Genomic DNA, 23,520 nt, shown 5'->3' with positions numbered 1-23,520 from the left:
GTCGACGGCGGTCCGGCGTCCAGGAGACGTGCACGGCAGAATGAGCCGGGTGCGTATCAGGATGCTTGGACCGCTCGACATCCGAGCAGAGGACGATCGGCCCATCGAGGTGCCCGGCGCCCGCCTGCGCGGGCTGCTGATCGCCCTCGCGCTCGAACCCGGCCGCGCCGTCTCGAAAACGAAGCTGGTCGACTGGATTTGGGGCGAACAGCCGCCCGCCGACGCGGCGAACGCCTTGCAGGCCTTGGTATCCCGGCTGCGGCGGCTGCTGCCCGAGGGCTCGATCGAGGTGCAGGCGGGCGGCTACCGGCTGGTGGTGAATCCGGACGCCGTCGACGCCGTGCGCTTCGAACAGCTCCTCGACCAGGCCCGCGGCGGTGACGACGCGCATCAGGCGCGGCTGCTGCGCGAGGCCCTCGACCTGTGGCGCGGCACCCTCATGCAGGACGTCGGGGCCCCCGACAGCGACGACCTCACCGCCGTGCTGGTCCGATTCGACGGCCTGCGGCTGGCCGCCATGGAGGACCTCTACGAAGCGGAGATCCGGCTCGGCCGCGGTCCCGAACTGATCGCCGAGCTCACCGACGCCACCACCCAGCATCCGATGCGGGAACGGCTGGCCGGGTCGCTCATGCGCGCGCTCGCCGACGCGGGCCGCGGCAATGACGCCCTCACCGCCTACGAGCGGATCCGCGAAACGCTCGCCGACGAACTGGGCGCCGACCCCTCCCCCGAACTCTCGGCCCTGCACGTGGCGCTGCTGCGCGGCGAGATCGGCGCCAAGGACACCGAGCGCAAGACCAACCTGCGCGCCGAATTGACCACGTACGTCGGCAAATACGCCGATATCGCGGTGGTCCGCGAACTCATCGCCGCGCACCGGCTCACCACCCTCACCGGCCCCGGCGGCTCCGGCAAGACCCGGCTCGCCCTGGAGACCGCGCACACCCTGCTCGACGATCTGCCCGACGGCGCCTGGCTGGTGGAATTCGCCTCCGCCGACGCCTCCGGCGATCTGGCCCAAACCGTGCTCGCCGCACTGGGTTTGCGCGATGCCCTGCTCGGCGGCGGCGCCCACGCGGAACCGATGGACCGGCTCATCGCCGCCCTGCGCGAACGCGAGACCCTGCTCATCCTCGACAACTGCGAACACGTCATCGACGCCGCGGCCGCCTTCGCCCACCTCCTGCTCGGCGAATGCCGCCGACTCCGCATCCTCGCGACCAGCCGTGAGCCGCTGGGCATTACGGGCGAGGCGCTGTGGCAGGTGGAACCGCTGAGCCTGCCCGCCGAGGGCGCGGACCCCGCCGACATCGAATCCTCCCCCGCCGTCCAGCTGCTGCTGGACCGGGCCGGAGCCGTCCGCAAGGACCTGCCCACCGACGCGGCCGCCCTGGCGACCATGGCCCGGATCTGCCGTGCGCTGGACGGCATTCCGCTGGCCATCGAATTGGCCGCGGCCCGCCTGCGCACCATGTCCCTCGACCAGCTCGCCACCCGCCTCGACGACCGCTTCCGGCTGCTGACCGGCGGCAGCCGCACCGCCATCCCGCAGCACCGCACCCTGCGCGCGGTGGTCGACTGGAGCTGGGAGCTGCTCTCCGACGCCGAGCGCACGGTGCTGCGCCGACTGGCGGTCTTCTCCGGCGGCGCGAGTCTGGAAGCGGCCGAACAGGTTTGCGCCGACGACACCGTCGAGCAGTGGGAAGTCCTCGAGCTGCTGACCGCGCTCACCGAGAAATCGCTGCTGCTGGTCACCGAGAACGGCGGCCCGCGCTATCGCATGCTCGACACCATCAAGCAGTACGCCCGCGAACGCCTCGACGAGGCCGGGGAAGCGGATCGGATACGCCGAGCGCATCTTTCGTACTTCACCGACCTCGCCGCCAAGGCCGAGCCCCGCTTGCGCCGGGCAGATCAGGTGGAATGGCTGGACGTGCTGGACCGCGAGCACGACAACCTCGCGGCGGCCATGCGCGGCGCGCTCGCGGCGGGCGAGGGCACCGAGGCCATGCGCCTCGCGGCGGCCGCCGGGTGGTACTGGTGGCTGGCCGGGCACAAGGCCGAGGGCCTCGAATTCGTCACCGCCGCCGCGGAACTGCCCGCCGAGGTGGACGTCGAGACCAGGGTCACGGTCTACGGACTGGTCTCGCACTTCCTGTCCTCCGGGCCGAACGACCAGCGCCTGATGCAGGAATGGATCCACAAGGCCTACGAACTCAGCCCCGGCGACGGCGGCCACCACCCGACGGTGGCGCTCATCGCCGCCCTGGAGCGCCTGTTCCAGGGACCGGAGGCAATGCTGACCGCGTTCGAACCGCAACTCTCCGACGAGGATCCGTGGGTGCGGGCGCTGGCCCGATTGCAGATGGGCAAGATGCGGGTCGTCCTCGGCCAGGACGGGCCGGAGGTGGACGAATACCTCGAGGCGGCGCTCGCGGAGTTCCGGGCCATCGGTGAGCGGTGGGGCATGTCCTTCGCGCTGACCGAGGTGGCGGATCGTCTGGCCATGCGCGGCGAATTCGTCTCCGCCTGTGAGCTTTTGGAGCAGGCCGTCGGCGTCGTCGCCGAGGTCGGCACGCTCGAGGACATCGTGCGCATCCGCTCCCGGCAGGCCCAGTTGTATTGGCTGCTGGGTGATTCGGAGGCCAGTGCGACCGCCATCGACCAGGCCCAGCGGGCGGCGGATCGCGGCGGATGGCCGAATGCGCTGGGCGAGGTCGCCCTGGCGAAGGCCGAACTGGCCCGCTTGCGCGGTGACGCCGAGCAGGCATACCACCAAATCGACCGTGCCACCGCCCTGTTCGACGACGGGAAGGAACAGCCCTTCGTCACCGCGGTGATCAATAACCTGCGCGGCTACCTCGCCGAGGACCTCGACCGAGCCCGGGAACACCACGCCGCCGCCCTGCAAGCCGCCGGCGAATCGGGCCACGCCCAGCTGATCGCCCAGATCATCGTCGGTATCGCGGATCTCGCGCTGCGCGCGAACCACGCCGACCAGGCCGCCCGGCTGCTCGCCGCGAGCATCGCGGTGCGCGGGCTGCCCGATCACTCGCTCCCCGACGCCGACCGCATCGAACGGGAAACACGACAACGCCTCGGCGAAGCGAACTTCACCGAGGCGTCGCGGGAGGGGTCGGAGGCGAACTGGGCCGAGCTGGCCGAGCTCACGCTCGCTTGTTGAACGTGGCACGCGACCACAGGTATCCGACGATGGCGAACCCGGCGGCCCAGGCCAGCGCGGCGGCGGTGTAGCCGCCCGACGGATGTCCGGTGAGAAACCCGCGCAGGGATTCGATGATCGGTGTGAAGGGCTGGTACTGCGCGAACTGCCGCACACCCTGGCCCATCTTGTCGGCCGGCACGATCGCGCTGCTCAGGAAGGGCAGCATGATCAGCGGCACCACCGACATGCCCGCGGATTCCGGGGTCTTGGCCGCCATGCCCAGCGCCACCACGAGCCAGGAGGCCGCGAACGAGGTCGCCAGCAGCACGCCGATCGCGCCGAGCCATTCACCCGCGCTCGCCGGTGAGCGGAAGCCCAGGGCGAAGGCCACGCCGAGCACCGCGACGATGGCGATCACATTGGTGATGATGGTCGCCGCCACGTGGCCGGTCAGCACCGCGCCGCGGGAGACGTCCATGACCTTGAACCGGTTGATGACGCCCTTGGCCATATCCGAGCTCACCGAGACCGCCGTGCCGGAGAGTCCGTAGTTGATGGCCAGCAGCAGCATGCCCGGGGTCGCGTAGTCGATGTAGTGGCCACCGACATTGAAGGCGCTGCCGAACACGTAGACGAAGATCAGCAGCATCATCACCGGCATCAGCGCGGCATTGAAGACGGTGACCGGGTTGCGGAGGATGTGTTTGAAGTTGCGGCGCAACATGATCGACGAATCGCCGATCGACGCCGACAGGCTGGACTGGGGAAGGGTCGCGGTGCTCATTGTGCTTCGGCCTCCGTGGTGGCGTGCCCGGTCAGGGCGAGGAAAACGTCATCGAGATCAGGGGTGTGGATGGAGACCTCTTCGGCCTCGAGCGAGTGGTCGGCGAGCCGATCCAGCAGGGCGCGCAGGGTTTTCGTGCCGCCGTTGCCGGGGACCTGGAGGGAGAGCGAGTCGTTGTCGGGGGTCGCGGTGGGCAGCACCCGCGCGGCCTCGGCCAGCTGACCGAGATCGGTGAAGCGGAGCTGGACGTAGCTGCCCGGCACCTGGCGCTTGAGTTCATCGGCGGTGCCCTCGGCCACGATGCGGCCGCCGTCGAGCACGGCGATGTGGTCGGCCAGCTGATCGGCTTCCTCGAGGTACTGGGTGGTGAGGAAGATGGTCACGCCGTCATTGACCAGTTCGCGCACGATCTCCCACATGGTGCGGCGGCTGCGCGGGTCCAGGCCGGTGGTCGGCTCGTCCAGGAAGACGATCCGCGGCTTGGTGACCAGCGTCATGGCCAGATCCAGCTTGCGGCGCATACCGCCGGAGTAGGTCGAGGCCTGCTTGTCGGCCGAGGCCGTGAGCTCGAAGCGGTCCAGCAGACTATCGACGATCTGCTTGCGCTCGTTGCCCTTCAGCCGGTGCAGATCCGCCATCAGCTGGAGGTTCTCCGCGCCGGTGAGCAGATCGTCGACCGCGGCGAACTGCCCGGTGACGCCGATCGAGGCGCGCACCGCCTTGGTCTGGGTGGCGATATCGAACCCGGCCACCCGCGCCGAGCCGCCGTCGGCGGTCAATAGTGTGGTGAGCACGTTCACCGTCGTCGTCTTGCCCGCCCCGTTCGGGCCGAGCAGCGAGAAGATGGTTCCCGTACCGATATTCAGGTCGATGCCGTCGAGGACCTTCTTGTCCCCGTAGGCCTTCCGCAGCCCGGTTGCCGCGATTGCTGTGCTGTTCATGGGGACTACTTTGTTCAGGCCGCCTGATATGGACCTGACACCGACCTGACATGCCCTCTGATACGGAATATCCCCTGTTCAGAGGGGATTTACGGCTTGATCGCGGAGAGCCCGTAGAGGACCGGGACGATCGGGGCTGACACCGGCAGCCGCCACCAGCCCGCCTCCGTCGCGACCATGTGCGGCCAGCGCGGCCACGGGAGGGTATCGGTCTCGGTGAGGCCGGTGATCCGCAGGCCCGCGCCCAGCAGCGCGTTGACGACCTCACCCAGACCGTGCCGCCATTCGTAGGCGGTGGTGTCGGAGGTGAGGTCGGGGCCGTCAGTGTAGGTGTGCACGCTGTCGCGGCGTTGCGCGCCGCGGCCCTCGAGGTAATCATCGTGCAGGACAAGCTGTTCCGGGTCGACGCCCGGCGGCGGGGTCGGGCCCAGGGCGTGCAACAAGGGATGGAATTCGGCCAGATACAGCAGGCCGCCCGGGCGCAGGAGGTCGGCGACCACCCGCGCCCAGCGGTCCAGATCGGGTAGATAGCAGAGCGCGCCTTTGCCGGTGTAGACGATGTCGAAGTCCCTGCCGGGCAGTGCTTCTCGCGCGTCGTAGACGTCGGCGCACACGTATTCAACCGCGTCCCCGGCCAATTCGCGCGCGTGCCGCACCGATTCCGCCGAGAAGTCCAGCCCGACCGCGCGGGCCCCGCGCCGCGCGAATTCGATTGTCTCCGTGCCCAGATGGCATTGCAGATGCAGCACATCGCGGTCGCGCACCTCGCCGAGCGCTTCCCATTCGAACGGGGCGAACCAGAAGCTCGGCTCATGGTCCCGATAGAAACTGCTGGCGGCGTGAATGCCCGCGCGGGCATCCCAGTTTCGGCGATTCACCGACAAGGGATCGATGCTCACGCCGCCATCCTAGATATTCAGAACAGGGACTGGGCGTCGGCGGCGATGAAGAACCCGTGGCCGCCCACCGAGCAGCGGATGCCCGCGGTGGTGGATTCACAGATGACGCCCCGAACGCCGATGGTCTGGCCGTATTCGAGCACCTTGCCGCCGCCCTCGTGGTTGCCCGGCGCGGTCGAGCCGTCGGTGGGCGGACCGACGTAGACGCCCTGGTTCAGGCAGATGAATTGCGCGGTGCCACCGCTGACCTGGGCGGCCACCTCGTGGGCCGGGTTGTTCGCGCAGTTCAGGCCCGCCGGAATGACGGTGGCGTTCTTCAACTGGCAGCCCACGGTGTGGATGTCGTCCACGTAGATGCCGCACTTGATGTTCTTGCTCGGCGACTGGAAGTAGTAGTGGCCCTGCGATTCGAAGTCGCGGGCGTCCACGTTCACGTCATCGCGATTCGGCAGTGTCGTCGCCTTGGCTGGCGAGGTCCCGGGCGCGGGATTGCCCTGCTCGGCGGTCGTGGTGACCTGGGCCGGTTGGCCGCCCGGGCTGGTGCCGGGCGTGCCGGTGGTGGTTTCCGGGTCGCAGGCGGCCAATGCTCCGACCATCAGGAGGGCGGCGGCCGCGGTGAGGAGCTTTTTCATGATCACTTCGCTTTCGGTCGTCGAGCATGACGGCGTGAATTCAGTTCCGAAGAAGGCGCCACCAGCAGTTCAATTCCCCCACAGAAACATTCGTTCGAATCGCCAAGATCGTTAGTCGAAGCAAGAGCCCATGATTCAGCGGTCTTGACCGCCGGACCCAGCCTAGGCTGAGCGCATGACGCCGCTGCAGCCCAATATCGCAGAGGAAATCGCCACCGATCACGTCGAGGGTCTGCTCAGCCGCCGCGAGGCCCTGCGGCGACTGGGCCTGCTCGGTATGGGGACACCCGCGGCCGTGGCCTTGCTGGCCGCCTGCGCGGAATCCTCGAAGCAGTCCTCACCCACCACCACGGCCACCACCTCCGGATCAGCCTCGCCCGCCGCCCCACCCGGCGCGGCCACGGCCCTGCCGACCACCCCGATCACCCTGCCCGGCCCCGAGGGCCGCACGCTGCAGGCGGCCTGGGCGGCGGCCCCGGAACCCAGGGGCGGAGTGCTGGTGATCCACGAGAACAAGGGGCTCACCGACCACATCCGTTCCGTCACCGGGCGTTTCGCGGGCGTCGGCTATTCGGCGCTGGCCGTCGACCTACTCTCCGAAGAGGGCGGCACCGCCGCCTTCACCGACGTGGCCGCGGCCACCGCCGCATTGAGCAAGATCCCGCAGGACCGCTTCGTCGCCGACCTGCGCGCGGGACTGGCCGAACTCGGCAAGCGGGTGCCGGGAAAGCAGCTGGGCGCCACCGGTTTCTGCTTCGGCGGCGGCCTGACCTGGCTGCTGCTGACCTCGGGCACCCCCGAATTGGCCGCTGCCACACCGTTCTACGGCCCGTTCCCCGACGGCGGTGCGATCACCGAATCCAAGGCGGCGGTACTGGCCGTCTACGGCGCGCTGGACGCGCGCGTCGATGCCTCACGCGGGGCGGCCGAGGCGGCGCTGGACAAGGCGGGCGTGCCGCACGAGAGCTACGTCGCCGAGAACGCCGATCACGCCTTCTTCAACGACACCGGACAGCGCTACCAGCCCACCGCCGCCGCGGAGGCATGGCGACGCGTAATCGACTGGTACGGGCGCTATCTCGCCTGAGGTCTAGCCTTCGGCCAGCAGCCCGGCGGCGACGACCTCCGCGATCCGCTCGCTCAGGCTCGCGCCGACCTCCTGCTGAAAACCGAAGAGCGAGTAGAACACCGGCCCCGCCATCAGCAGATGCACCTCGGCGGGGTCGGGCAGCTCGGTCAATTCCCCTCGCACGACCGCCTTTTCGAGAATGTCACGGATATAGTCGACCTCCGCCCCGAGCGCCGCTTCCCGGAAGCGCTCTGCCAGTGCCGCGTCCTTGGCCAGCTCGGCGATCAGCGCGGGCCCGGCCGCGCGGGCCAGCGGGTTACTCATCGACTCCCCGATCTTGTGCGCGAGTTCGCGCAGATCACCGCGCAATGAACCGGTGTCGATGGGCGCGGGCAGCTCGGTGTCGTGAATCGCCGCCCGGAACGCCATTTCGGCCTTGGACCCGAAGCGGCGATAGATCGCGGCCTTGCTGACGCCCGCCGCCGCGGCCACGGCGTCCACGGTCAGCGCGGCGTACCCGTCGCGCGCGAGCAGTTCCCGGGTGGCGGCCAGCGCACTGTGATCGATGCGATCCTCCCGGGGGCGGCCCGGGCCTTGTCGTGGCGTGCTCACGGTGTCACTATATCGATACTCTAGTTTCGAAACTTGAGTATCGATATTCCTGCAGAGGAGCAGACCATGACCACGGTCGACAGCATCTCCCCCATCCAGCGCGATCCGGCCCGCACCCGCACGATCTGGGCCGGGCGCTCGATCATCGCCATCGGCGTCCTGCACACCGCCTACTTCCTGCCCGTCACCAAGCCGAGCTGGTCCGACTGGTTCTCCGGCAGCCTCTCGCGCGGCGGCGACCACCCGTCCGACGCGCAATCCCTCGCCGACTTCTGGGCGCTCCCCGGCAGCTTCGTCGTCCCGCTCATCGCGCTCGGGGCGCTGATCATCAAGTCCGGCCGCGAGGACCGCGAAATCCCGCGCTCCGTGGGCATTTCGCTCGGCGTATGGTCGGCCGCGAACTTCGCCCTGCTCTTCCCGTCGGGTTTCGTGCTGGGCCTCATCCCGGCCGGACTGCTACTCGCCGGACGCCGCTCCGGCCGCTGATGTTTTGATGGCTCGGTGGAATTGCGTCAGTTGCGGTATTTCGTGACCGTCGCCGAGGAACTGCACTTCGGCCGGGCGGCGCAGCGACTGCACATCGCGCAGCCCGCGGTGAGCCAGCAGGTACAGCGCCTGGAACGGGACCTGCGGGTGCAGCTGCTGGACCGCTCACCGCGCCGGGTGCGGCTGACCGAGGCCGGACTGCGCTTCCTGCCCGCGGCGCGAGCCGTGCTCGCCGCCGCGGATCAGGCCCGGGCCTCGGTCGCGGACCTGACCGAAGGGCGGGCCGAGGTCTTCCGGCTCGGCACGGTGACCGGACTCGGCGAGCGGCTCGACGCCGTGCTCGACGCCTTCGCCGACAAGGCCCCGCAGGTGCAGGTCGAACTGATGGCGCTGCCCGTGCGAGACCGGTTGACCCAGGTGGCCGATGGCCGCCTGGACGCGGCCTTCGTGCGCTCCCCCGAGCCGGACGAGAGCCCCGAACTGGATTTCCTGCCCGCCTGGGACGATCCGCTGGTGGTAGCGCTGCCCACCAAACACCCTCTGGCAAAACAGGATTCGGTGCGCCTGACCGATCTCGCCGACGTGCCGCTGCGGCTCACCGAGCGGCGCAACCATCCGGCGCTGGTGGATCTGGTGCTGAACGCCTGCGCGCGTGCGGGATTCGAGCCGACGCCCGCGCCGACCTCCACCACCCTGCAGGACACGCTCGCCGCCATCGGCGCGGGTTCGCCGATGTGGACGGTGGTGTACGAGTCGAATGCCCGCCAGGTACACAACTCGCGGGTGGCGTTCCGGCCGTTCGCGGGCGCGGGCCTGAGCCTGCCCATCGCGCTGGCGGTGCGCGCCGACGCCGCCTCGCCGAATCTGCGCCTGCTCGGCGCGCTGCTCGCCGATTCACGATAAGGATCGCTTATCGCTGCGCTAACGACCTGCTCATTGGTCGGCGCACGGAATTCCGGTGAACTGTTCTCAGGCCGCCGAGAGCATCGGAACTCGGAGCGAAGAACTCCGAAATGGCCTGTATCCCAATGCATCTCGCGAAGGAGAACAGTCATGCCCATCGTCACCGTCCAGCAGGGCCCCCGCACCGTCGAACTGAAGCGCGAACTCGTCCGCCGCATCACCGACGCCTTCGTCGACGCCTACCAGATCCCCGCCGAGGCCGTCCAGGTCTGGATCCACGAAACCCCCGCCGACAGCTGGGGCACCGCCGGCCGCCTCACCGCCGACGGCAAGTAGCCGGTGCCATGCCCATCGCCGTCTTCGCGTTGGCGCTGTGCGCCTTCGCCATCGGACTGACCGAATTCGTGGTCGCCGGACTGCTGCCCGATATCGCGACCGACCTGCATGTGTCGATTCCGGCCGCGGGACTGCTGGTCTCCGGCTACGCGCTCGGCGTGGTGATCGGCGCGCCCCTGCTCACGGCCCTGACCGGCGGCGTCGAACGTCGTCGCCTGCTCACCGGGCTGATGGGCCTGTTCCTGGCGGGCAGCATTGTCTCCGCGCTGGCTTCGGGCTATGCGGTGCTGATGATCGGACGGCTGGCCGCGGCCCTGGCCCACGGCGCTTTCATGGGCGTCGGCATCGTGGCCGCCGCGGAGATGGTGCCGGAGGCCCGGCGCGGTCGCGCCATGTCGCTGGTGATCAGCGGCGCGACCCTGGCCACCGTGCTGGGCGTGCCGATGGGCACCCTGGTCGGCCAGCATCTCGGCTGGCGCGCCACCTTCTGGGTGGTCACCGTGTGCGCGGCGGTCGGGTTCGCCGGGGTCGCCACGCTGGTGCCCCGCGCCGCCCGCCGCGCGGCGGGCAACCTGCGCACCGAACTGACCACCCTGCGGCAGCGGCCGGTGCTGCTCGCGCTGCTGACCACGGTGCTCGGCTTCGGAGGCGTCATGACCTCCTACACCTACATCGCCGAAATGGCCACGCGGGTCAGCGGTTTCGCGAGCACCTCGGTCATCTGGATCACCATGCTCTTCGGCCTCGGCACCTTCGTCGGCAACCTGCTCAGCGGCCGCTTCACCGACCGCTACCCGCGTGCCGCCGCTCCCGGCTCCTTGGCGCTGCTCGCGCTGGTGCTGGCCGTCTTCACCCTCACCAGCCACGACAAGACCGCCACCTGCGTGACCGTATTCCTGTTCGGTGCGGCCGCTTTCGGCACCCTGGCGCCGCTGCAGATGGCGATCATGGCCAAGGCCGGGGCCGCCCCAACCCTCGCCTCGGCCACCAATGTGGCCGCGTTCAACCTGGCCAACACCGTCGGCCCGCTGCTCGGCGGAGCCCTGCTCAGCGTCGGATTCGGCTACGCCACGCTGAATCTCGCCGGCGCCTTGTTCACCCTCCTCGGCCTGAGCGTCGCCCTGCGCGGCCTGGCCACCGACCGCCCGGCCACCGCGGCCGCGCCGGTCGCGGACGACCTGGTCCTCGCCTGACCGTCCACCGATTCGCCACACCTCCGAGAACATTCGAGAACGGAATCCCCAAATGCCCTTCGCACCCGTCACATTGAGCAATGGTCCCAGCTCCGTCGAATACCTCGTCGCCGGAACCGGTCCGGGCGTAGTCCTGGTGCACGGCACCTTCGCCCACGCCGAGGCCAACTGGGCCGAATCGATTGCCCTGCTGAGCGACCGCTACACCGTCGTCGCCCCCAATCTCGCGGGATCGGGCGCGACCACCGGGCCCGACGAGGTCAGCGTCGAGGATCTCGCCGACCAGGTCCTGGCCGCCGCCGACCATGCCGGGCTGACCACCTTCCATCTGGCCGGTCACTCCCTGGGTGCCGTGGCCGCGGCCGCGCTGGCGGCCCGGCATCCGGATCGCGTGAACGCGCTTGTCCTGCATGCCCCCTGGGCGGCCACCGGGACCCGCGCCGCCGCGCAGTTCGATCTGTGGCAGCACCTGCTGCGCACCGATCAGGACGCGCTGGCCCGGCTGCTGCCGTTGACGGTGTTGAAGCCGGAGACCCTCGCGCTGTGGGGCGCGGACGAATTCGAGCAGACCGTTGCCGCGTTCGCCGGTCTGATCAGGCCGGCGCATGCCGTTCAGGTGGCCGCCGACCGTTCGGCCGATATCCGAGACCTGCTGCCGCGCATCGGCTCTGCCACACTGGTGCTCGCCAGCGCCCAGGATCAGATCGTGCCGATCGCCGAACAACGCGAGGTAGCCCATGCCATTCCCGCCGCCGAATGCCTTGAATTCGACGCCGGACACGCCTTGCCGCTCGAGGACGGGCCGGGGTTCGCCAAGGCGATCACCGAGTTCTTCGATCGCCACACCCGCGCCGCCTGACCGCCTCCGCGAATATCGCGCGACCGACACCTCCGGCCCCGGACCGACCATCCGGTACCGCGAGGTGTCAAGGCCGTCCCAACTGCGTATCGACTACACATCTCCGCAGGTAGGCCGCGTATTCAGTGATAAACCGGCATCATGAGTGAGCAAGTCGGCAGCGCCGCCGGCCCGACAACGGCCGGACGCTCGGTGGAATTCTGGGGCTATTGCATGTGGGGCCTCGCGGGTCTGGCAATCGCCGTGTCCGAACTGGCATCGGTGTTCTCGCTGGCGAGCTGGCCGACCATCTCGAACACGATCGGGCACCTCGAGACCCAGCACGCCTGGGTCCGGCTGGTCGTGGTAGCGGTGATCGTGCTGGTGGCCTACTACGCCGTCCCGCAACTGGCCACGCCGCCCGAACCGGTCGTGCAGGAGGTCGGCGGGCGCACCCTGACCGCGAACGGCCGTGTCACCAAATCGGATTCGCTGATCACGCCGCTGGGCGCGGGCTACCTGCTGACGGCCGTCGGCACCTACGTTTTCGGCGTTTTGTTCGCCGCCGCCGACCGCGGCATGCACGGGCACTCCTACCTGGGCGCGTACGTGCTCTACGGCCTGATCGCCCTGATGTGGGTGATCGTCCCCAGCATCCTGGCCATGTTCTTCAGCCGAGATGTGCCGTTCCCCACGCTCTTTCGCACCGTCGGGTACCTGGAGCGCCGCGCCCACCCGGTCGCGGCCATCCTGCTCGCCGGACTCGTGGTGCTGCTGATCCACCTGGCCTTCTACCCGTGGCCCGTGGTGGTGGACTGATCGGTCGGCCGACAACCGTTGCCGGAGCGGTTATTTGCGCCCGCTGAGCCTATTTGCGCCCGCGTAGCACCAGGAAGGCCGCATAGGCCGCCCCCGCCACACCGGCCGCCACGACCACACCGATGGTTGTCAGGATTGCGTCCACGCCCCGATTCTGGGCGTGGACGTGCGGCGACGGGGCGGGCTCGGCTACTCCTCGCGCTTTCGCGGGCGTGCCGCGCATGACCGATCACGCGAACAGGCGTATGCAGGAGATATGGGTCGCCATCCGCAGCGGACGCCGTTCTACGGAGTGCTGATGCTGAGCGGGGCCATGCTCACCGGGCTGTGGGTCCGGGACTGGCCCTGGATCTGGCTGCGGGCGATCGGATTCATCGCACTCTTCCTGGTCGCGGCGGCCGGTTTCCTCATGACGTTCCGCGAGTACTCATAGCAAATATTGCATACATAGCGATTCGTGCATATGGTATCTCGGGGCACCACCGAAGGAGGGTTATGAGCGACCACGGGCATTCACACGGGCACGGACACGACGGGCATTCCCACGGCGCGACCGCCGACAGCGACAAGCGCTGGCTGGCCGGCGCGCTCGCGGTGATCGTCGCGTTCCTGCTCGGCGAGGTCGTGGTCGGCCTGCTCGCGCAATCGCTGGCCCTACTCTCCGACGCCGCGCACATGCTCACCGACGCGGCCTCGATCGTGCTGGCGCTGTGGGCGATCCGCCTGGCCGCCAAGCCCGCCGAGGGCCGCATGACCTACGGCTGGAAGCGCGCCGAGATCCTCTCCGCCCAGGCCAACGGCCTGACCCTGCTCGGCCTGGCGGCCTGGCTGACCTACGAGGCCATTCGCCGGCTCATCGATCCGCCCGACGTCACCGGCGGCCTGGTGCTGGTCACCGCCCTGGTCGGCATCGTGGTGAACGTGCTGGCCAGCTGGATGATCAGCCGCGCCAACCGGACCAGCCTCAATGTCGAGGGCGCGTACCAGCACATCCTCAACGACCTGTTCGCGTTCATCGCCACCGCCGTGGCCGGTCTGATCATCATGCTCACCGGCTTCACCCGCGCGGACGGCATTGCCACCCTGATCGTGGTGGTGCTCATGGTCAAGGCGGGTGTCGGGCTGGTCCGCGCGTCGGGCCGCATCTTCCTCGAGGCCGCGCCCAGCTACCTGGACCCGATCGAGATCGGCAGCGAGATGGCCGCGGTGGATTCCGTGGTCGAGGTGCACGACCTGCACATCTGGGAGATCACCTCGGGTGTCCCGTCGCTGTCGGCGCACATCCTGGTCGCGCCGGGCGCGGACAGTCAGTCGGTGCGCGCGGCGGTGGCCCACATGCTGGCCGAGAAGCATCACATCGATCACGCGGTGCTGCAGGTCGACTTCACCGATCACGACGAGTGCCCGGACGATATCGATCACGATCACGAGCCGCACTGCGCCGAGCCGCACGGGCCGGTACACCGGAAGACCATCTCCACCAACTGATCCGGCGGATCCCGGTCAGGCCGTGACGGGATGCCGTTCGGCCAGCCGGGCCAGGGCCGCCGCGGCCGGGGAGCCGGGCTCGGCGGTGTAGACGACCAGCAGTTGATCGGGATCGCCCGGCAGCGCGAAGGTTTCGTAGCCGAGTTCCAGCCGTCCCGCCTCGGGGTGCTGGATCAGCTTGGCGCCGCGCGTCTTCTCCTTGATCGGATGCGCGGCCCACAGGCGCGCGAAGTCCGGGCTGCGCTCGGACAACTCCTCGACCAGCGCGGTCAAGCGGGGATCGTCGGGGTGCAGGCCCGCGTCGCGGCGCAGGAAGGCGACGGTCTCGGCGGCCACCCGCTCCCAGTCGGGATAGAAGACCGGCGCGGCGGGTTCCAGGAACAGGTAGCGGGCCTGGTTGCGTTCGCTGTCCGGGACCCGGGAGAAGCCGGAGACCAAGTCGCCCAGGGCATTCCAGGCCAGCACGTCCATGCGCCGCCCCAGCACGAACGCGGGTGCGGCGAGGGCGTCGAGCACCAGGCGGACACCCGGCGCGACGGTGTCGCGGTAGACGCCGGAGGCCGTGGTGGGGTGGGAGTCGACCGTGCCGCCCGGGCGGGCCAGCGCGTACAGGTGCAGGCGTTCGGGCTCGTCGAGGCGCAGCGCGCGGGCCACCGCGTCCAGCACGGCGTCCGAAACGTGTTTGCCGCGGCCCTGTTCCAGCCGGATGTAGTAGTCGACGCTGACCCCGGCCAGTTGCGCCACCTCCTCCCGGCGCAGCCCGGCCACCCGGCGGCGGCCGTATTCGCGCAGGCCCGCGTCGGCGGGCTGGATGCGGGAGCGGCGGGAGCGCAGGAAATCGCCGAGATCGTTCTGCATGGGATCCAGCCTACGAACTCATCCTGGTACCGGCAGACCCAGGAAAGGTTGAACCCTCGCTGGGCTCCTTGCGCGCTCGCAGGATGAGTGCACAACGCAGAACGCGAAGGAGCACGGAAAATGAGCTACGAGAACCTGTCCGGTCGCACCGCCGTCATCGCCGGAGCCGCCAGCGGCATGGGCGAGGCCACCGCACTGCTGCTGGCCCGCAACGGGGCCAAGGTGGCGCTGCTGGCGCGGCGCGCGGACCGGCTGGAGACCCTGGCCGCCAAGATCGAGGCCGAGGGCGGGACGGCGCTGGCGGTGGCGGTGGACGTCACCGATTCGGCGAGCGTCACCGCGGCCGCCGAGGCCGTACGCGCGGCCTTCGGTCCGGTCGATCTGGTGGTGAACTCGGCGGGCGTGATGCTGCCCAACCCGATCGCCGACGGCCGCGAGGACGAGTGGACCCGGATGCTGGAGACCAATGTGGCCGGGCGGCTGCGCATGATCCGGGCGTTCCTGCCCGATCTGCTGGCCGCCGGGGACGCGGGCCGGGCCGCCGATCTGGTGAACATCTCCTCCATCGGCGCGCACGTGCCCTTCCCGAGCTACGCGGTGTACGGGGCCACCCAGGCCGCCATCACCCAGCTGTCGGCGGGGCTGCGCGCGGAGTTGGGGGCGCGCAAGGTGCGCGTCACCAATATCGAGCCCGGCCTGACCGATACCGAACTGGGCTACCACATCGACAATGCCGAACTGAGCGGGCAATTGGACGGCATGTTCCAGTTCATGGAGTCGCTGCGCGCCGACGACATCGCCGATCTGATCGCCTACACCACCAGCCGCCCGGCGCACGTCAACCTGCGCCAGGTCATCGTCCTGCCCACCCAGCAGGCTTGAGGAAACCCGGCCCTCGGGATCTCGTGCCTACTATCGAGATCATGCGGGTGGGTCGAGGAGTTTCGGGATTTCTGGCATTCGCGCTGCTCCTCGCGGTGGTGGTGGCCACCGCGTGGGCGCAGCAGCCGCACGGGTATCGGCCCGCGGACGATCCGGTGGATGTGTTCAGCGCCCCACGGGCATTGCGCACCATCGACGAGATCGCCCAGCGGGCCCATCCGGTCGGGACCGCCGAACACGACCGGGTCCGGGACGTTCTCGTGGACAAGCTGCGGAAGCTGGGGGCGCAGACCGAGGTTCGCACCGGCATCGGGCGCTTCCCCGGCGACCTGCACCGGGACGATCCCAATATCGGCCTGGTGCAGAACATTATCGGTCGGATCCCGGGCAACGATCCCACCGGCACTGTTTACCTTGTCGCCCACTATGACTCGGTGCCCTCCGCGCCCGGCGCGAACGATGATGGCGCGGGTGTGGCCGCCATCCTGGAGGCCGTCCGGGCGGTGCGCGAGAGCCGGACCAACGTGCTGCGCAACGACCTGGTCGTATTGTTCACCGACGGTGAGGAACCCGGCCTGCTCGGCGCGGAAGCCTTTGTCGCGGAGGGCGGCTACGACCGCGAGCACAGCGTCATGATCAACCACGATGCCCGCGGCGCGGGCGGCCCGGCGCTGCTGTGGCGACTGACCCGACCGGAGGGCGCGCTCATCGAGGCGGTCGCGGACTCGGTTCCGCATCCGAACAGTGACTCGGCGACCACGTCCGTGGCGGGCGACGCGACCTCGAGCAATACCGATTTCACCTCGTTCAAGCCCGGCGGGCTGCGGGTCCTCGACTGGGCCTTCGTCGGTAAGAGCGCCTACTACCACTCGCGGCTGGACGATCCGGCGCACGTGAATCTCGCGACGCTGCAGCAGCTCGGCGACAACACTCTCGCCCAGACCAGGGAATTCGGCGGCAAGGACCTGCGCGACATGGGCGACTCCTCGAATCCGGCGTTCTTCCCGCTACCGTTCGGTCTGCTGGTGGTCGTGCCGGTCTGGGTGATCATCGCGCTGGCGGTGGTGCTGGTACTCGCGGTGGCGTGGACCATCCGGCAGGTGCGCCGCACCGGTGAGGCGTCGATCAAACGCGTTGTCCTGGCGGCCATTACCTCGCTGCTGACCGTTCCGCTCGCCATCACCGCCACCGTCGGACTGTTGCTGTTGTTGCGGGAGATCCGGCCGCGGTTCGCCAACGCCCCGGTCGATCCATTCCGGCCCGAGCTCTACCATCTCGCGGTGCTGGCGGTGTCGATCGCGGTCCTGCTGGCCTGGTATGCCTTCGCGCACCGGGTTTTCGGACCCACCGCCGCTCCCGTCGGACTGCTGACCGGGACGGCGCTGATCGGCGTGGTGTTCACCGCGTTCGCCCCCGCCGCGGCCCAGATGCTCGTGGTGCCCGCGTCGGCCGCCGCGCTCGGCGTCGCCCTCACCTTCCTGGTGCCCGACCGGTGGCGGCTGCCGCTGCTCACCGTATTCCTGATTCCCACAGCCATTTTCACCGGACTCACCGTCTGGTCCGGGATCCAGGCCGGGCTCGGCACCGCACCGTTCCTGGTCGCGCCGGTGACGGTGCTGTTCGGCGGACTGCTCCTGCTGGTCCTGGTCCCGTCCTGGCCGCAGCGGCGCGGCTGGCCGGTGCCGCTCACCGCCGTATTGATCGTCGCCGCCCTCACCGCGGCCGGACTGGCCGTCGACCGGGTCGACGATCAGCATCCGCGCCGCACCCAGCTCGGCTACGCCCTGGACGCGGATCGCGGTGAGGCCCGGTGGATCTCGGCGCTCGCACCCGACGACTGGACCCGCGCCTTCGTCACCGACAGCGCGCCCGGACCCCGCTACGACGGACTGTGGGACAAGATGGTGTCGAGCGGACCCGCACCGGTGCAACAGCTTCCGGCCCCGGTCGCCGAGGTCCTCGCCGACACCACCGACGCCGGAACCCGCACCGTGCGCCTGCGACTGACCTCACCGCGCGCCGCGACCCGCATCGACCTGAAGTGGGACAGCGCGTTCCGTTCCCTGCGCGTCGCCGGGCGCGAGATCACCCCGGTGCCCGCGGATGGATTCCACTTCCACGGCATCCCGGCCGAGGGCATCGAGGTGGAGCTGGTCGCCCCGGCCGGACCGCTCACGCTGCGGCTGGCCGACTACTCCTGGCTCCCGGACTCACACCTCGACGCGCTGCCGAATCCGCCGGGCGACATCGACTTCCGTCAGGACTGCGCCGCGACCGTATTCAGGACGGTGGCATTGCCGTAGCCGACGAGCTGCCCGATCGGCAGGGCCCCGAGCCGGCCGTGATGGTCGAGTTCGCCGTCGCCGCGCCAGCAGCCCAGCTCACCGGTGCGGTACATGCGCTCGCCCGGGGAGCCGAACGGATCGGCCACGAACCGGGTGCCGGAGAACCCGGACCGGCGGTGGTAGCCGCGCGCCAATCCCTGTCCGGCGACATAGATCTCGCCGATGACGCCGGGCGGCATCTCGTTCAGCTTCTCGTCCAGGACATAGCAGCGGGTGCCGACCACCGGGCCGCCGATCGACACCGCGGCATGCGGTGCGACCGGTTGGTGCGGGCGGCTCATGGTCGAGCACAGGCCCGCCTCGGACCAGCCGTAACCGCTCACGAACGACCGCCCGTGCGACCAGATTCCGGTCAGCTTGGCCGGGCAGGCCGCGCCCGCGGTGCCCAGCAGCCGCAGGTCCGGCAGCGGCTCCGCGCCCGGCAGCGTGGCCAGGATGTGCGGGGTGAGCACGGCGTGGGTGACATGGGCGTCGGCCATCAGCTCGTAGAGGTCCGCGCCCGCGTACGGTCCGGCCGGGGCCACCACCAGCGCCGCACCGGAGGCCAAGGCCAGCAACAGTTCCCACACCGCGGCGTCGCGCCCCGGCGCGGCGGCGGCCAGCACCCGGGCGTCCGGGTCGGAGTCGCAGCGCTGGGCCTGGGTCACCACCAGATTGGCGAGTCCAGCGTGGGTGAGGGTCGCGCCCCGCACGATGCCGCTCGACTCGTGCGGATAGGCCACGTAGGCCGGATGCGTCAGTCGCAGCGGCCGCACCCGTTCGGCGTCGGTGATCGGTTCCGCGAGCGGAGCCGACCACACCCCCGCCGCGCCGGGCGCGCTCTCGCCGCTGGTCCGGCGCAGCGGCGCGTGCGCGCCCTCCGCCAGCAGTTCGCGTGCTCGCGCGTCGAGCACCCGCGGGTCGTCACCGTCGCTCCCGAACCGCTCGATCGGTCCGACGACGGGCGCCGACAGCCACTCCCCCGAAGCCAGGGCGGGCAGCTGGTCGCGCCGGTAATCGCTCGTAATCCCGGCGACCGCACCGGAATCCAGCAGGATCGGCGCGATGCGGGCGGGCGGGGCGTCCGGGTCGACGGCCAGGAAGGCGGCCCCGGCCTGCGCGACCGCGCACACCGCCACCACCCACTCCGGGGAGCGCGGCAGCGCCACGGCCACCACATCCTCCGGGCCGATGCCCGCGCCGATCAGCCTGCGCGCCAGACCGTTCGAATGCTCGGTCAGCTCGCGATAGGTGAGGGTGGTTCCCCCGCACACCACGGCCGCGGCCTCCGGGTCATACGACGCGGCGCGGGTGAGCAGCTGGGGTAGCGTCAGCGCGACGGCGGTGCTGGTGTCGTTCCATTTCCGTAGCTGCCGTTGCCATTCGAAGACGGAGTCGCCGGAACGGGCGGACTCGGGGGTGTGGACGGTGCCCGGCGGGGCGGTATCGCAAACATCCGGAGAATCGGCGAGCATTGTCCCTCCCGGAGTCGAGACCTGCGGATTGCGCGTGAGCGCGGCGGTTTCGCGCTCCGACTGCGGACAGTACAGCACGGGGACAGCAAGTCCACTGCTATTCCCGCGCGCCGCCGACGACGGATGATCAGGTGTTATGTGGACATGCGATCAAAACCCGGTGCGGACCACGACGCGGCCCAGATTGCGGCGGGTCTCGATGAGTTCGAGCGCGGCGTCCATCTCCGCCAGCGGTAGCGCGGTGTGGCGCGGGCGAATCCGGCCCTCGGCCAGCAGCTTCCACAGTTCCGCGCGCCAGGCGTCCAGCAGATCGACACGGGTGCGGCTGAGCAGGCCCATGGAGAAGCCGGTCACCGTCTTGAGCTCGCCCAGCAGCGTGTTGGCGTCGACGCTGCCGCCGAAGGCGCTGAAGGCGATCAGACGGCCGTGCGGGGCAAGGGTTTCCACGCCGCGCTGCACCATGTCCGCGCCGACGCCGTCCAGCACGATGTCCACCTTCTCGGTCCAGACCTGGTCGTAGGTGAGCACCTCGTCCGCGCCGCAGTCGCGCAGGAAGTCGGCTTTGTCGGCATTGCTGACCGCCGCGATCACCCGCGACGCGCCCAGCGCCTTCGCCAGCTGCACCGCGAGATGGCCGACACCGCTGGCCGCACCGGTGACCAGCACCGACTCCCCCGGCGCGAAGTGCGCGGTCCGCAACAGACCGAGTGCGATGACACCGCCGCGCACCAGGGCCAGCGCGTCCGCGGCCTCGACCTCGGCCGGGATCTCGGTCATCAATTGCGGCATGGCCAGGGCGAATTCGGCGTACGCGCCCTCGAAGACCACGCCCCCGACCCGCTTGCCGACCCACTCGGCGAGGTCCGGTCCGGCCGCGACGACCGTCCCGACGATCTCACCGCCGTCGGGACCGTTGTCACGCCCCAGCATTCGCACCAGGCCGAGGTGCACGCCCGCCAGCTCCGAGCGCACCAGCAGCTGCCCCGCGGCGGGCACCGGCTCGGCGGCGGTGACGACGGCGGGACGGCGACCGGAGAACTGAATCTTGCGCATCGGTAAGGCCTTTCGATCGAACCCGACGATGCCGTCGAGCTTATTAGGTTCGACCTAAATTTAGCCCGAGCAAGATTCGTGTGTCAAACCTAAAAAAGCGCGGCGGCCGTCCGGAGACGACCGCCGCGCCGAGGTGCTGGACGAACTAGCTGTCGACCTTCTCGCGCTCGACCACCGCGTTGTGGTGACCCGAACCCCACCCGACGTGGGCCTCGGCGCGCATGCGCTCGACCATGTGCGGGTAGTGCAGCTCGAATGCCGGACGCTCCGAACGGATCCGCGGCAGCTCGTAGAAGTTGTGCCGCGGCGGCGGGCACGAGGTCGCCCACTCCAGCGAATTGCCGTAGCCCCACGGGTCATCCACGGTCACGACCTCGCCGTAGCGGAAGGACTTGAAGACGTTCCACACGAACGGCAGCATCGACGCGCCGAGAATGAACGAGCCGATGGTGGAAATGGTGTTCAGCGTGGTGAATCCGTCGCCGGGCAGGTAGTCGGCGTAGCGGCGCGGCATACCCGAGGCACCGAGCCAGTGCTGCACCAGGAACGTGGTGTGGAAGCCGATGAAGGTGGCCCAGAAATGCCACTTGCCCAGGCGTTCGTCGAGCATGCGGCCGGTCATCTTGGGGAACCAGAAGTAGATGCCCGAGAAGGTCGCGAAGGCGATGGTGCCGAAGAGCACGTAGTGGAAGTGCGCCACCACGAAATACGAGTCGGAGACATGGAAGTCGAGCGGCGGGCTGGCCAGGATGACACCCGAGAGACCGCCGAAGAGGAACGTCACGATGAAGCCGACCGCCCACAGCATCGGCGTCTCGAAGGTCAGCTGACCGCGCCACATGGTGCCGATCCAGTTGAAGAACTTCACACCGGTCGGGACCGCGATGAGGAAGGTCATGAACGAGAAGTACGGCAGCAGCACGGCTCCCGTGGCGTACATGTGGTGCGCCCACACCGCGATGGACAGCGCCGCGATCGCGAAGGTCGCGTAGACCAGCGTGGTGTAACCGAAGATCGGCTTGCGGCTGAAGACCGGGAAGACCTCCGACACGATGCCGAAGAACGGCAGCGCGATGATGTACACCTCGGGATGGCCGAAGTACCAGAACAAGTGCTGGTAGAGAATCGATCCGCCGTTCGCGGCGTCGTAGATGTGCCCGCCCAGGTGACGGTCGTAGGCCAGCGCGAACAGCGCGGCGGTCAGGATCGGGAAGGCCACCAGGATAAGGAAACTCGTCACGAAGATGGTCCAGACGAAGACCGGCATCCGGAACAGCGTCATGCCCGGGCAGCGCAGGCAGACCACCGTGGTGATCATGTTGACGCCACCCAGGATGGTGCCCAGACCCGAGACGGCCAGACCCAGGATCCACAGGTCTCCGCCGACGCCCGGCGAGTGCACGATGTCCGACAGCGGCGTGTACGCGGTCCAGCCGAAGTCGGCCGCGCCACCCGGGGTGATGAAGCCGGCGGTGGCCATGGTCGCGCCGAACAGGTACAGCCAGTAGCTGAAGGCGTTCAGGCGCGGGAACGCCACATCGGGCGCGCCGATCTGGATCGGCAGGATCACGTTGGCGAAGCCGAACACGATCGCCGTGGCGTAGAACAGCAGCATGATCGTGCCGTGCATGGTGAACAGCTGGTTGAACTGCTCGGTCGAGAGGAACTGCATGCCCGGTCGGGCCAGCTCGGCGCGCATGAGCAGCGCCAGCACGCCACCGATCAGGAAGAAGGTGATGGCCGTGGTCAGGTACATCATCCCGAGCATCTTGGGGTCGGTCGTGGTGATCGCCTTGTAGATGAACGAGCCCTTCAGGCCGCCTCGCGCCAGGAACGGGCGGTCCCACTCGACGTTCTGTTCGGGCTTTGGAGCAACTGCTGTCACCACGTCCTCCTCGGGAGGGGTTCCGTCCAGCTCTACCAATCGGGGCACATAGAACGGCGCACAGCGTACCTACAGCAAATCGATCTTCGCCGAAAACACTCCGGGTGGGGTGAATCGGGATCGAAATGGAAGATACTGCAGGGCAATCTTCGAGCCTGCATCGGCATCGGTGATCTCACACGCCGAGGGAGCCAGTGTTGCGCCGTCGTTCACGCACGATTCATTGGCGCTGTCACGAAATCCTCATATGCCGCGATTCAATATCTGAATCATGTCTCGTTCCACGCGCACCCGCATCGCCACCGCAGCCGTGGTCGGCACCCTCGGGACCCTGCTCGCCGCGGGAGCGGCCACCGCCACCGATGAGCCCAAGGCCGTCATTCACGACCGCGCCACCGTGACCGCGCGCGTCACCGGCGAGAAGCCGGGCAACAAGTGCCAGATCGCGGCCGCCGACGTGAGCGGGCCGTGGGGCACCGTCGGCTCCGACGGGACGGTCACGCTGACGCTCCCGACGGTGCGCCCCGATGCCAAGAAGCTGCGGGTGATCTGCGAGGACCCCAAGCGCGGGGATGCCAGCATGCATACGGTCCGGTCGGATCGGGTCAGCTTCGACGGCATCCTCTCCCCCATCCGCCAGATCATGCACAACCGGTTCTTCCGAGCGCATTGATCAGTGCCCGGCGCGTGAGGCGGCCACGGCGGCGCGGACGGCGGGCACGGTCTCGGTGGCGAAATGGTGTGTGGCGGCTTCGCCTTCGGGATCTACGGGGAGCAGGAATTCGCTGATGCCGTGGGTGAGCGCGACCTCGGTGAGCTGGGCGGGGGTCATGGTGGGGTCGATGACGTAGGCGCGGCGGATGAGGGCGGGGAC

Annotated in this window: 22 protein-coding genes and 1 pseudogene; 13 read left to right on the top strand and 10 right to left on the bottom strand. The window is 69.2% G+C overall.

Annotated features, from left to right (window positions below; genetic code table 11):
* Positions 1–40: 40 nt before the first annotated feature.
* Positions 41–3,187 carry a BTAD domain-containing putative transcriptional regulator gene (locus ACAM49_RS23140; protein WP_369637645.1) on the top strand — a complete coding sequence of 1,049 codons (3,147 nt, stop codon included), beginning with the start codon at positions 41–43 and terminating at the stop codon, positions 3,185–3,187.
* On the opposite strand, the gene ACAM49_RS23135 is transcribed toward ACAM49_RS23140, so the two are convergent.
* From ACAM49_RS23135 to ACAM49_RS23120, 4 genes are all read right to left on the bottom strand, one after another.
* Positions 3,171–3,953 (bottom strand): ABC transporter permease, encoded by a 783-nt coding sequence (locus tag ACAM49_RS23135; protein WP_369637644.1) that lies wholly within the window; start codon positions 3,951–3,953, stop codon positions 3,171–3,173. The two genes, ACAM49_RS23140 and ACAM49_RS23135, sit on opposite strands and share 17 nt — an antisense overlap.
* Positions 3,950–4,894, bottom strand: coding sequence for an ATP-binding cassette domain-containing protein (locus tag ACAM49_RS23130; RefSeq protein ID WP_369637643.1), 945 nt, complete (start codon positions 4,892–4,894; stop codon positions 3,950–3,952). The genes ACAM49_RS23135 and ACAM49_RS23130 overlap by 4 nt, the downstream gene beginning before the upstream one ends.
* Before the next feature lie 89 nt (positions 4,895–4,983).
* Complete coding sequence (locus ACAM49_RS23125) at positions 4,984–5,793, bottom strand: class I SAM-dependent methyltransferase (protein ID WP_369637642.1); 810 nt, start codon at positions 5,791–5,793, stop codon at positions 4,984–4,986.
* A gap of 17 nt (positions 5,794–5,810) precedes the next feature.
* The gene (locus ACAM49_RS23120; RefSeq protein ID WP_369637641.1) at positions 5,811–6,425 is read right to left on the bottom strand and encodes a hypothetical protein; all 615 of its coding nucleotides are present in this window, start codon (positions 6,423–6,425) and stop codon (positions 5,811–5,813) included.
* Between the two features lie 175 nt (positions 6,426–6,600).
* Here ACAM49_RS23120 and ACAM49_RS23115 point away from each other — a divergent pair, with 175 nt between their 5' ends.
* The gene (locus ACAM49_RS23115; protein ID WP_369637640.1) at positions 6,601–7,512 is read left to right on the top strand and encodes a dienelactone hydrolase family protein; all 912 of its coding nucleotides are present in this window, start codon (positions 6,601–6,603) and stop codon (positions 7,510–7,512) included.
* Positions 7,513–7,515: 3 nt separating this feature from the next.
* On the opposite strand, the gene ACAM49_RS23110 is transcribed toward ACAM49_RS23115, so the two are convergent.
* Positions 7,516–8,106 carry a TetR-like C-terminal domain-containing protein gene (locus tag ACAM49_RS23110; protein ID WP_369637639.1) on the bottom strand — a complete coding sequence of 197 codons (591 nt, stop codon included), beginning with the start codon at positions 8,104–8,106 and terminating at the stop codon, positions 7,516–7,518.
* Positions 8,107–8,172: 66 nt separating this feature from the next.
* Between ACAM49_RS23110 and ACAM49_RS23105 the strand changes: the two genes are divergently transcribed.
* From ACAM49_RS23105 to ACAM49_RS23070, 8 genes are all read left to right on the top strand, one after another.
* Positions 8,173–8,592: a DUF6463 family protein gene (locus ACAM49_RS23105; RefSeq protein WP_369637638.1), complete on the top strand. Its 420-nt coding sequence runs from the start codon at positions 8,173–8,175 to the stop codon at positions 8,590–8,592.
* A 15-nt stretch (positions 8,593–8,607) separates the two neighbouring features.
* On the top strand, positions 8,608–9,495 hold the full coding sequence (locus ACAM49_RS23100; RefSeq protein WP_369637637.1) for a LysR substrate-binding domain-containing protein: 888 nt from the start codon (positions 8,608–8,610) through the stop codon (positions 9,493–9,495).
* Positions 9,496–9,645: 150 nt separating this feature from the next.
* Positions 9,646–9,831 (top strand): 4-oxalocrotonate tautomerase DmpI, encoded by a 186-nt coding sequence (dmpI, locus tag ACAM49_RS23095; RefSeq protein ID WP_369637636.1) that lies wholly within the window; start codon positions 9,646–9,648, stop codon positions 9,829–9,831.
* Positions 9,832–9,839: 8 nt separating this feature from the next.
* Positions 9,840–11,024, top strand: coding sequence for an MFS transporter (locus ACAM49_RS23090; RefSeq protein ID WP_369637635.1), 1,185 nt, complete (start codon positions 9,840–9,842; stop codon positions 11,022–11,024).
* 52 nt (positions 11,025–11,076) lie between these two features.
* The gene (locus ACAM49_RS23085; RefSeq protein ID WP_369637634.1) at positions 11,077–11,883 is read left to right on the top strand and encodes an alpha/beta fold hydrolase; all 807 of its coding nucleotides are present in this window, start codon (positions 11,077–11,079) and stop codon (positions 11,881–11,883) included.
* A gap of 141 nt (positions 11,884–12,024) precedes the next feature.
* On the top strand, positions 12,025–12,681 hold the full coding sequence (locus ACAM49_RS23080; protein WP_369637633.1) for a hypothetical protein: 657 nt from the start codon (positions 12,025–12,027) through the stop codon (positions 12,679–12,681).
* A gap of 256 nt (positions 12,682–12,937) precedes the next feature.
* Complete coding sequence (locus tag ACAM49_RS23075; RefSeq protein ID WP_369637632.1) at positions 12,938–13,114, top strand: hypothetical protein; 177 nt, start codon at positions 12,938–12,940, stop codon at positions 13,112–13,114.
* A gap of 62 nt (positions 13,115–13,176) precedes the next feature.
* Complete coding sequence (locus ACAM49_RS23070) at positions 13,177–14,169, top strand: cation diffusion facilitator family transporter (RefSeq protein WP_369637631.1); 993 nt, start codon at positions 13,177–13,179, stop codon at positions 14,167–14,169.
* 15 nt (positions 14,170–14,184) lie between these two features.
* Here ACAM49_RS23070 and ACAM49_RS23065 read toward each other — a convergent pair whose 3' ends face one another.
* Positions 14,185–15,027 carry a helix-turn-helix transcriptional regulator gene (locus ACAM49_RS23065; RefSeq protein ID WP_369637630.1) on the bottom strand — a complete coding sequence of 281 codons (843 nt, stop codon included), beginning with the start codon at positions 15,025–15,027 and terminating at the stop codon, positions 14,185–14,187.
* Between the two features lie 120 nt (positions 15,028–15,147).
* Between ACAM49_RS23065 and ACAM49_RS23060 the strand changes: the two genes are divergently transcribed.
* Positions 15,148–15,909, top strand: coding sequence for an SDR family oxidoreductase (locus ACAM49_RS23060; protein ID WP_369637629.1), 762 nt, complete (start codon positions 15,148–15,150; stop codon positions 15,907–15,909).
* Positions 15,910–15,950: 41 nt separating this feature from the next.
* Positions 15,951–18,212: a M20/M25/M40 family metallo-hydrolase gene (locus ACAM49_RS23055; protein ID WP_369637628.1), complete on the top strand. Its 2,262-nt coding sequence runs from the start codon at positions 15,951–15,953 to the stop codon at positions 18,210–18,212.
* On the opposite strand, the gene ACAM49_RS23050 is transcribed toward ACAM49_RS23055, so the two are convergent.
* The 3 genes from ACAM49_RS23050 to ctaD form a co-directional block, all read right to left on the bottom strand.
* A complete protein-coding gene (locus ACAM49_RS23050) occupies positions 18,167–19,708 on the bottom strand; it encodes an AMP-binding protein (RefSeq protein ID WP_369637627.1) in 1,542 nt (513 codons plus the stop codon). The two genes, ACAM49_RS23055 and ACAM49_RS23050, sit on opposite strands and share 46 nt — an antisense overlap.
* 150 nt (positions 19,709–19,858) lie before the next feature.
* Positions 19,859–20,761, bottom strand: a complete 903-nt coding sequence (locus ACAM49_RS23045) for a zinc-binding alcohol dehydrogenase family protein (RefSeq protein ID WP_369637626.1) — start codon at positions 20,759–20,761, stop codon at positions 19,859–19,861.
* A gap of 145 nt (positions 20,762–20,906) precedes the next feature.
* Positions 20,907–22,646, bottom strand: coding sequence for a cytochrome c oxidase subunit I (gene ctaD / locus ACAM49_RS23040; protein ID WP_369637625.1), 1,740 nt, complete (start codon positions 22,644–22,646; stop codon positions 20,907–20,909).
* Positions 22,647–22,917: 271 nt separating this feature from the next.
* Here ctaD and ACAM49_RS23035 point away from each other — a divergent pair, with 271 nt between their 5' ends.
* On the top strand, positions 22,918–23,319 hold the full coding sequence (locus ACAM49_RS23035) for a hypothetical protein (RefSeq protein ID WP_369637624.1): 402 nt from the start codon (positions 22,918–22,920) through the stop codon (positions 23,317–23,319).
* Here ACAM49_RS23035 and ACAM49_RS23030 read toward each other — a convergent pair.
* Positions 23,320–23,520 (bottom strand): annotated as a pseudogene (locus ACAM49_RS23030) (LLM class flavin-dependent oxidoreductase); the annotation flags it as partial.

Source organism: Nocardia sp. JMUB6875, from assembly GCF_041154655.1.
Lineage (GTDB): Bacteria > Actinomycetota > Actinomycetes > Mycobacteriales > Mycobacteriaceae > Nocardia.
This window is presented reverse-complemented; position numbering and strand designations above follow the sequence as displayed.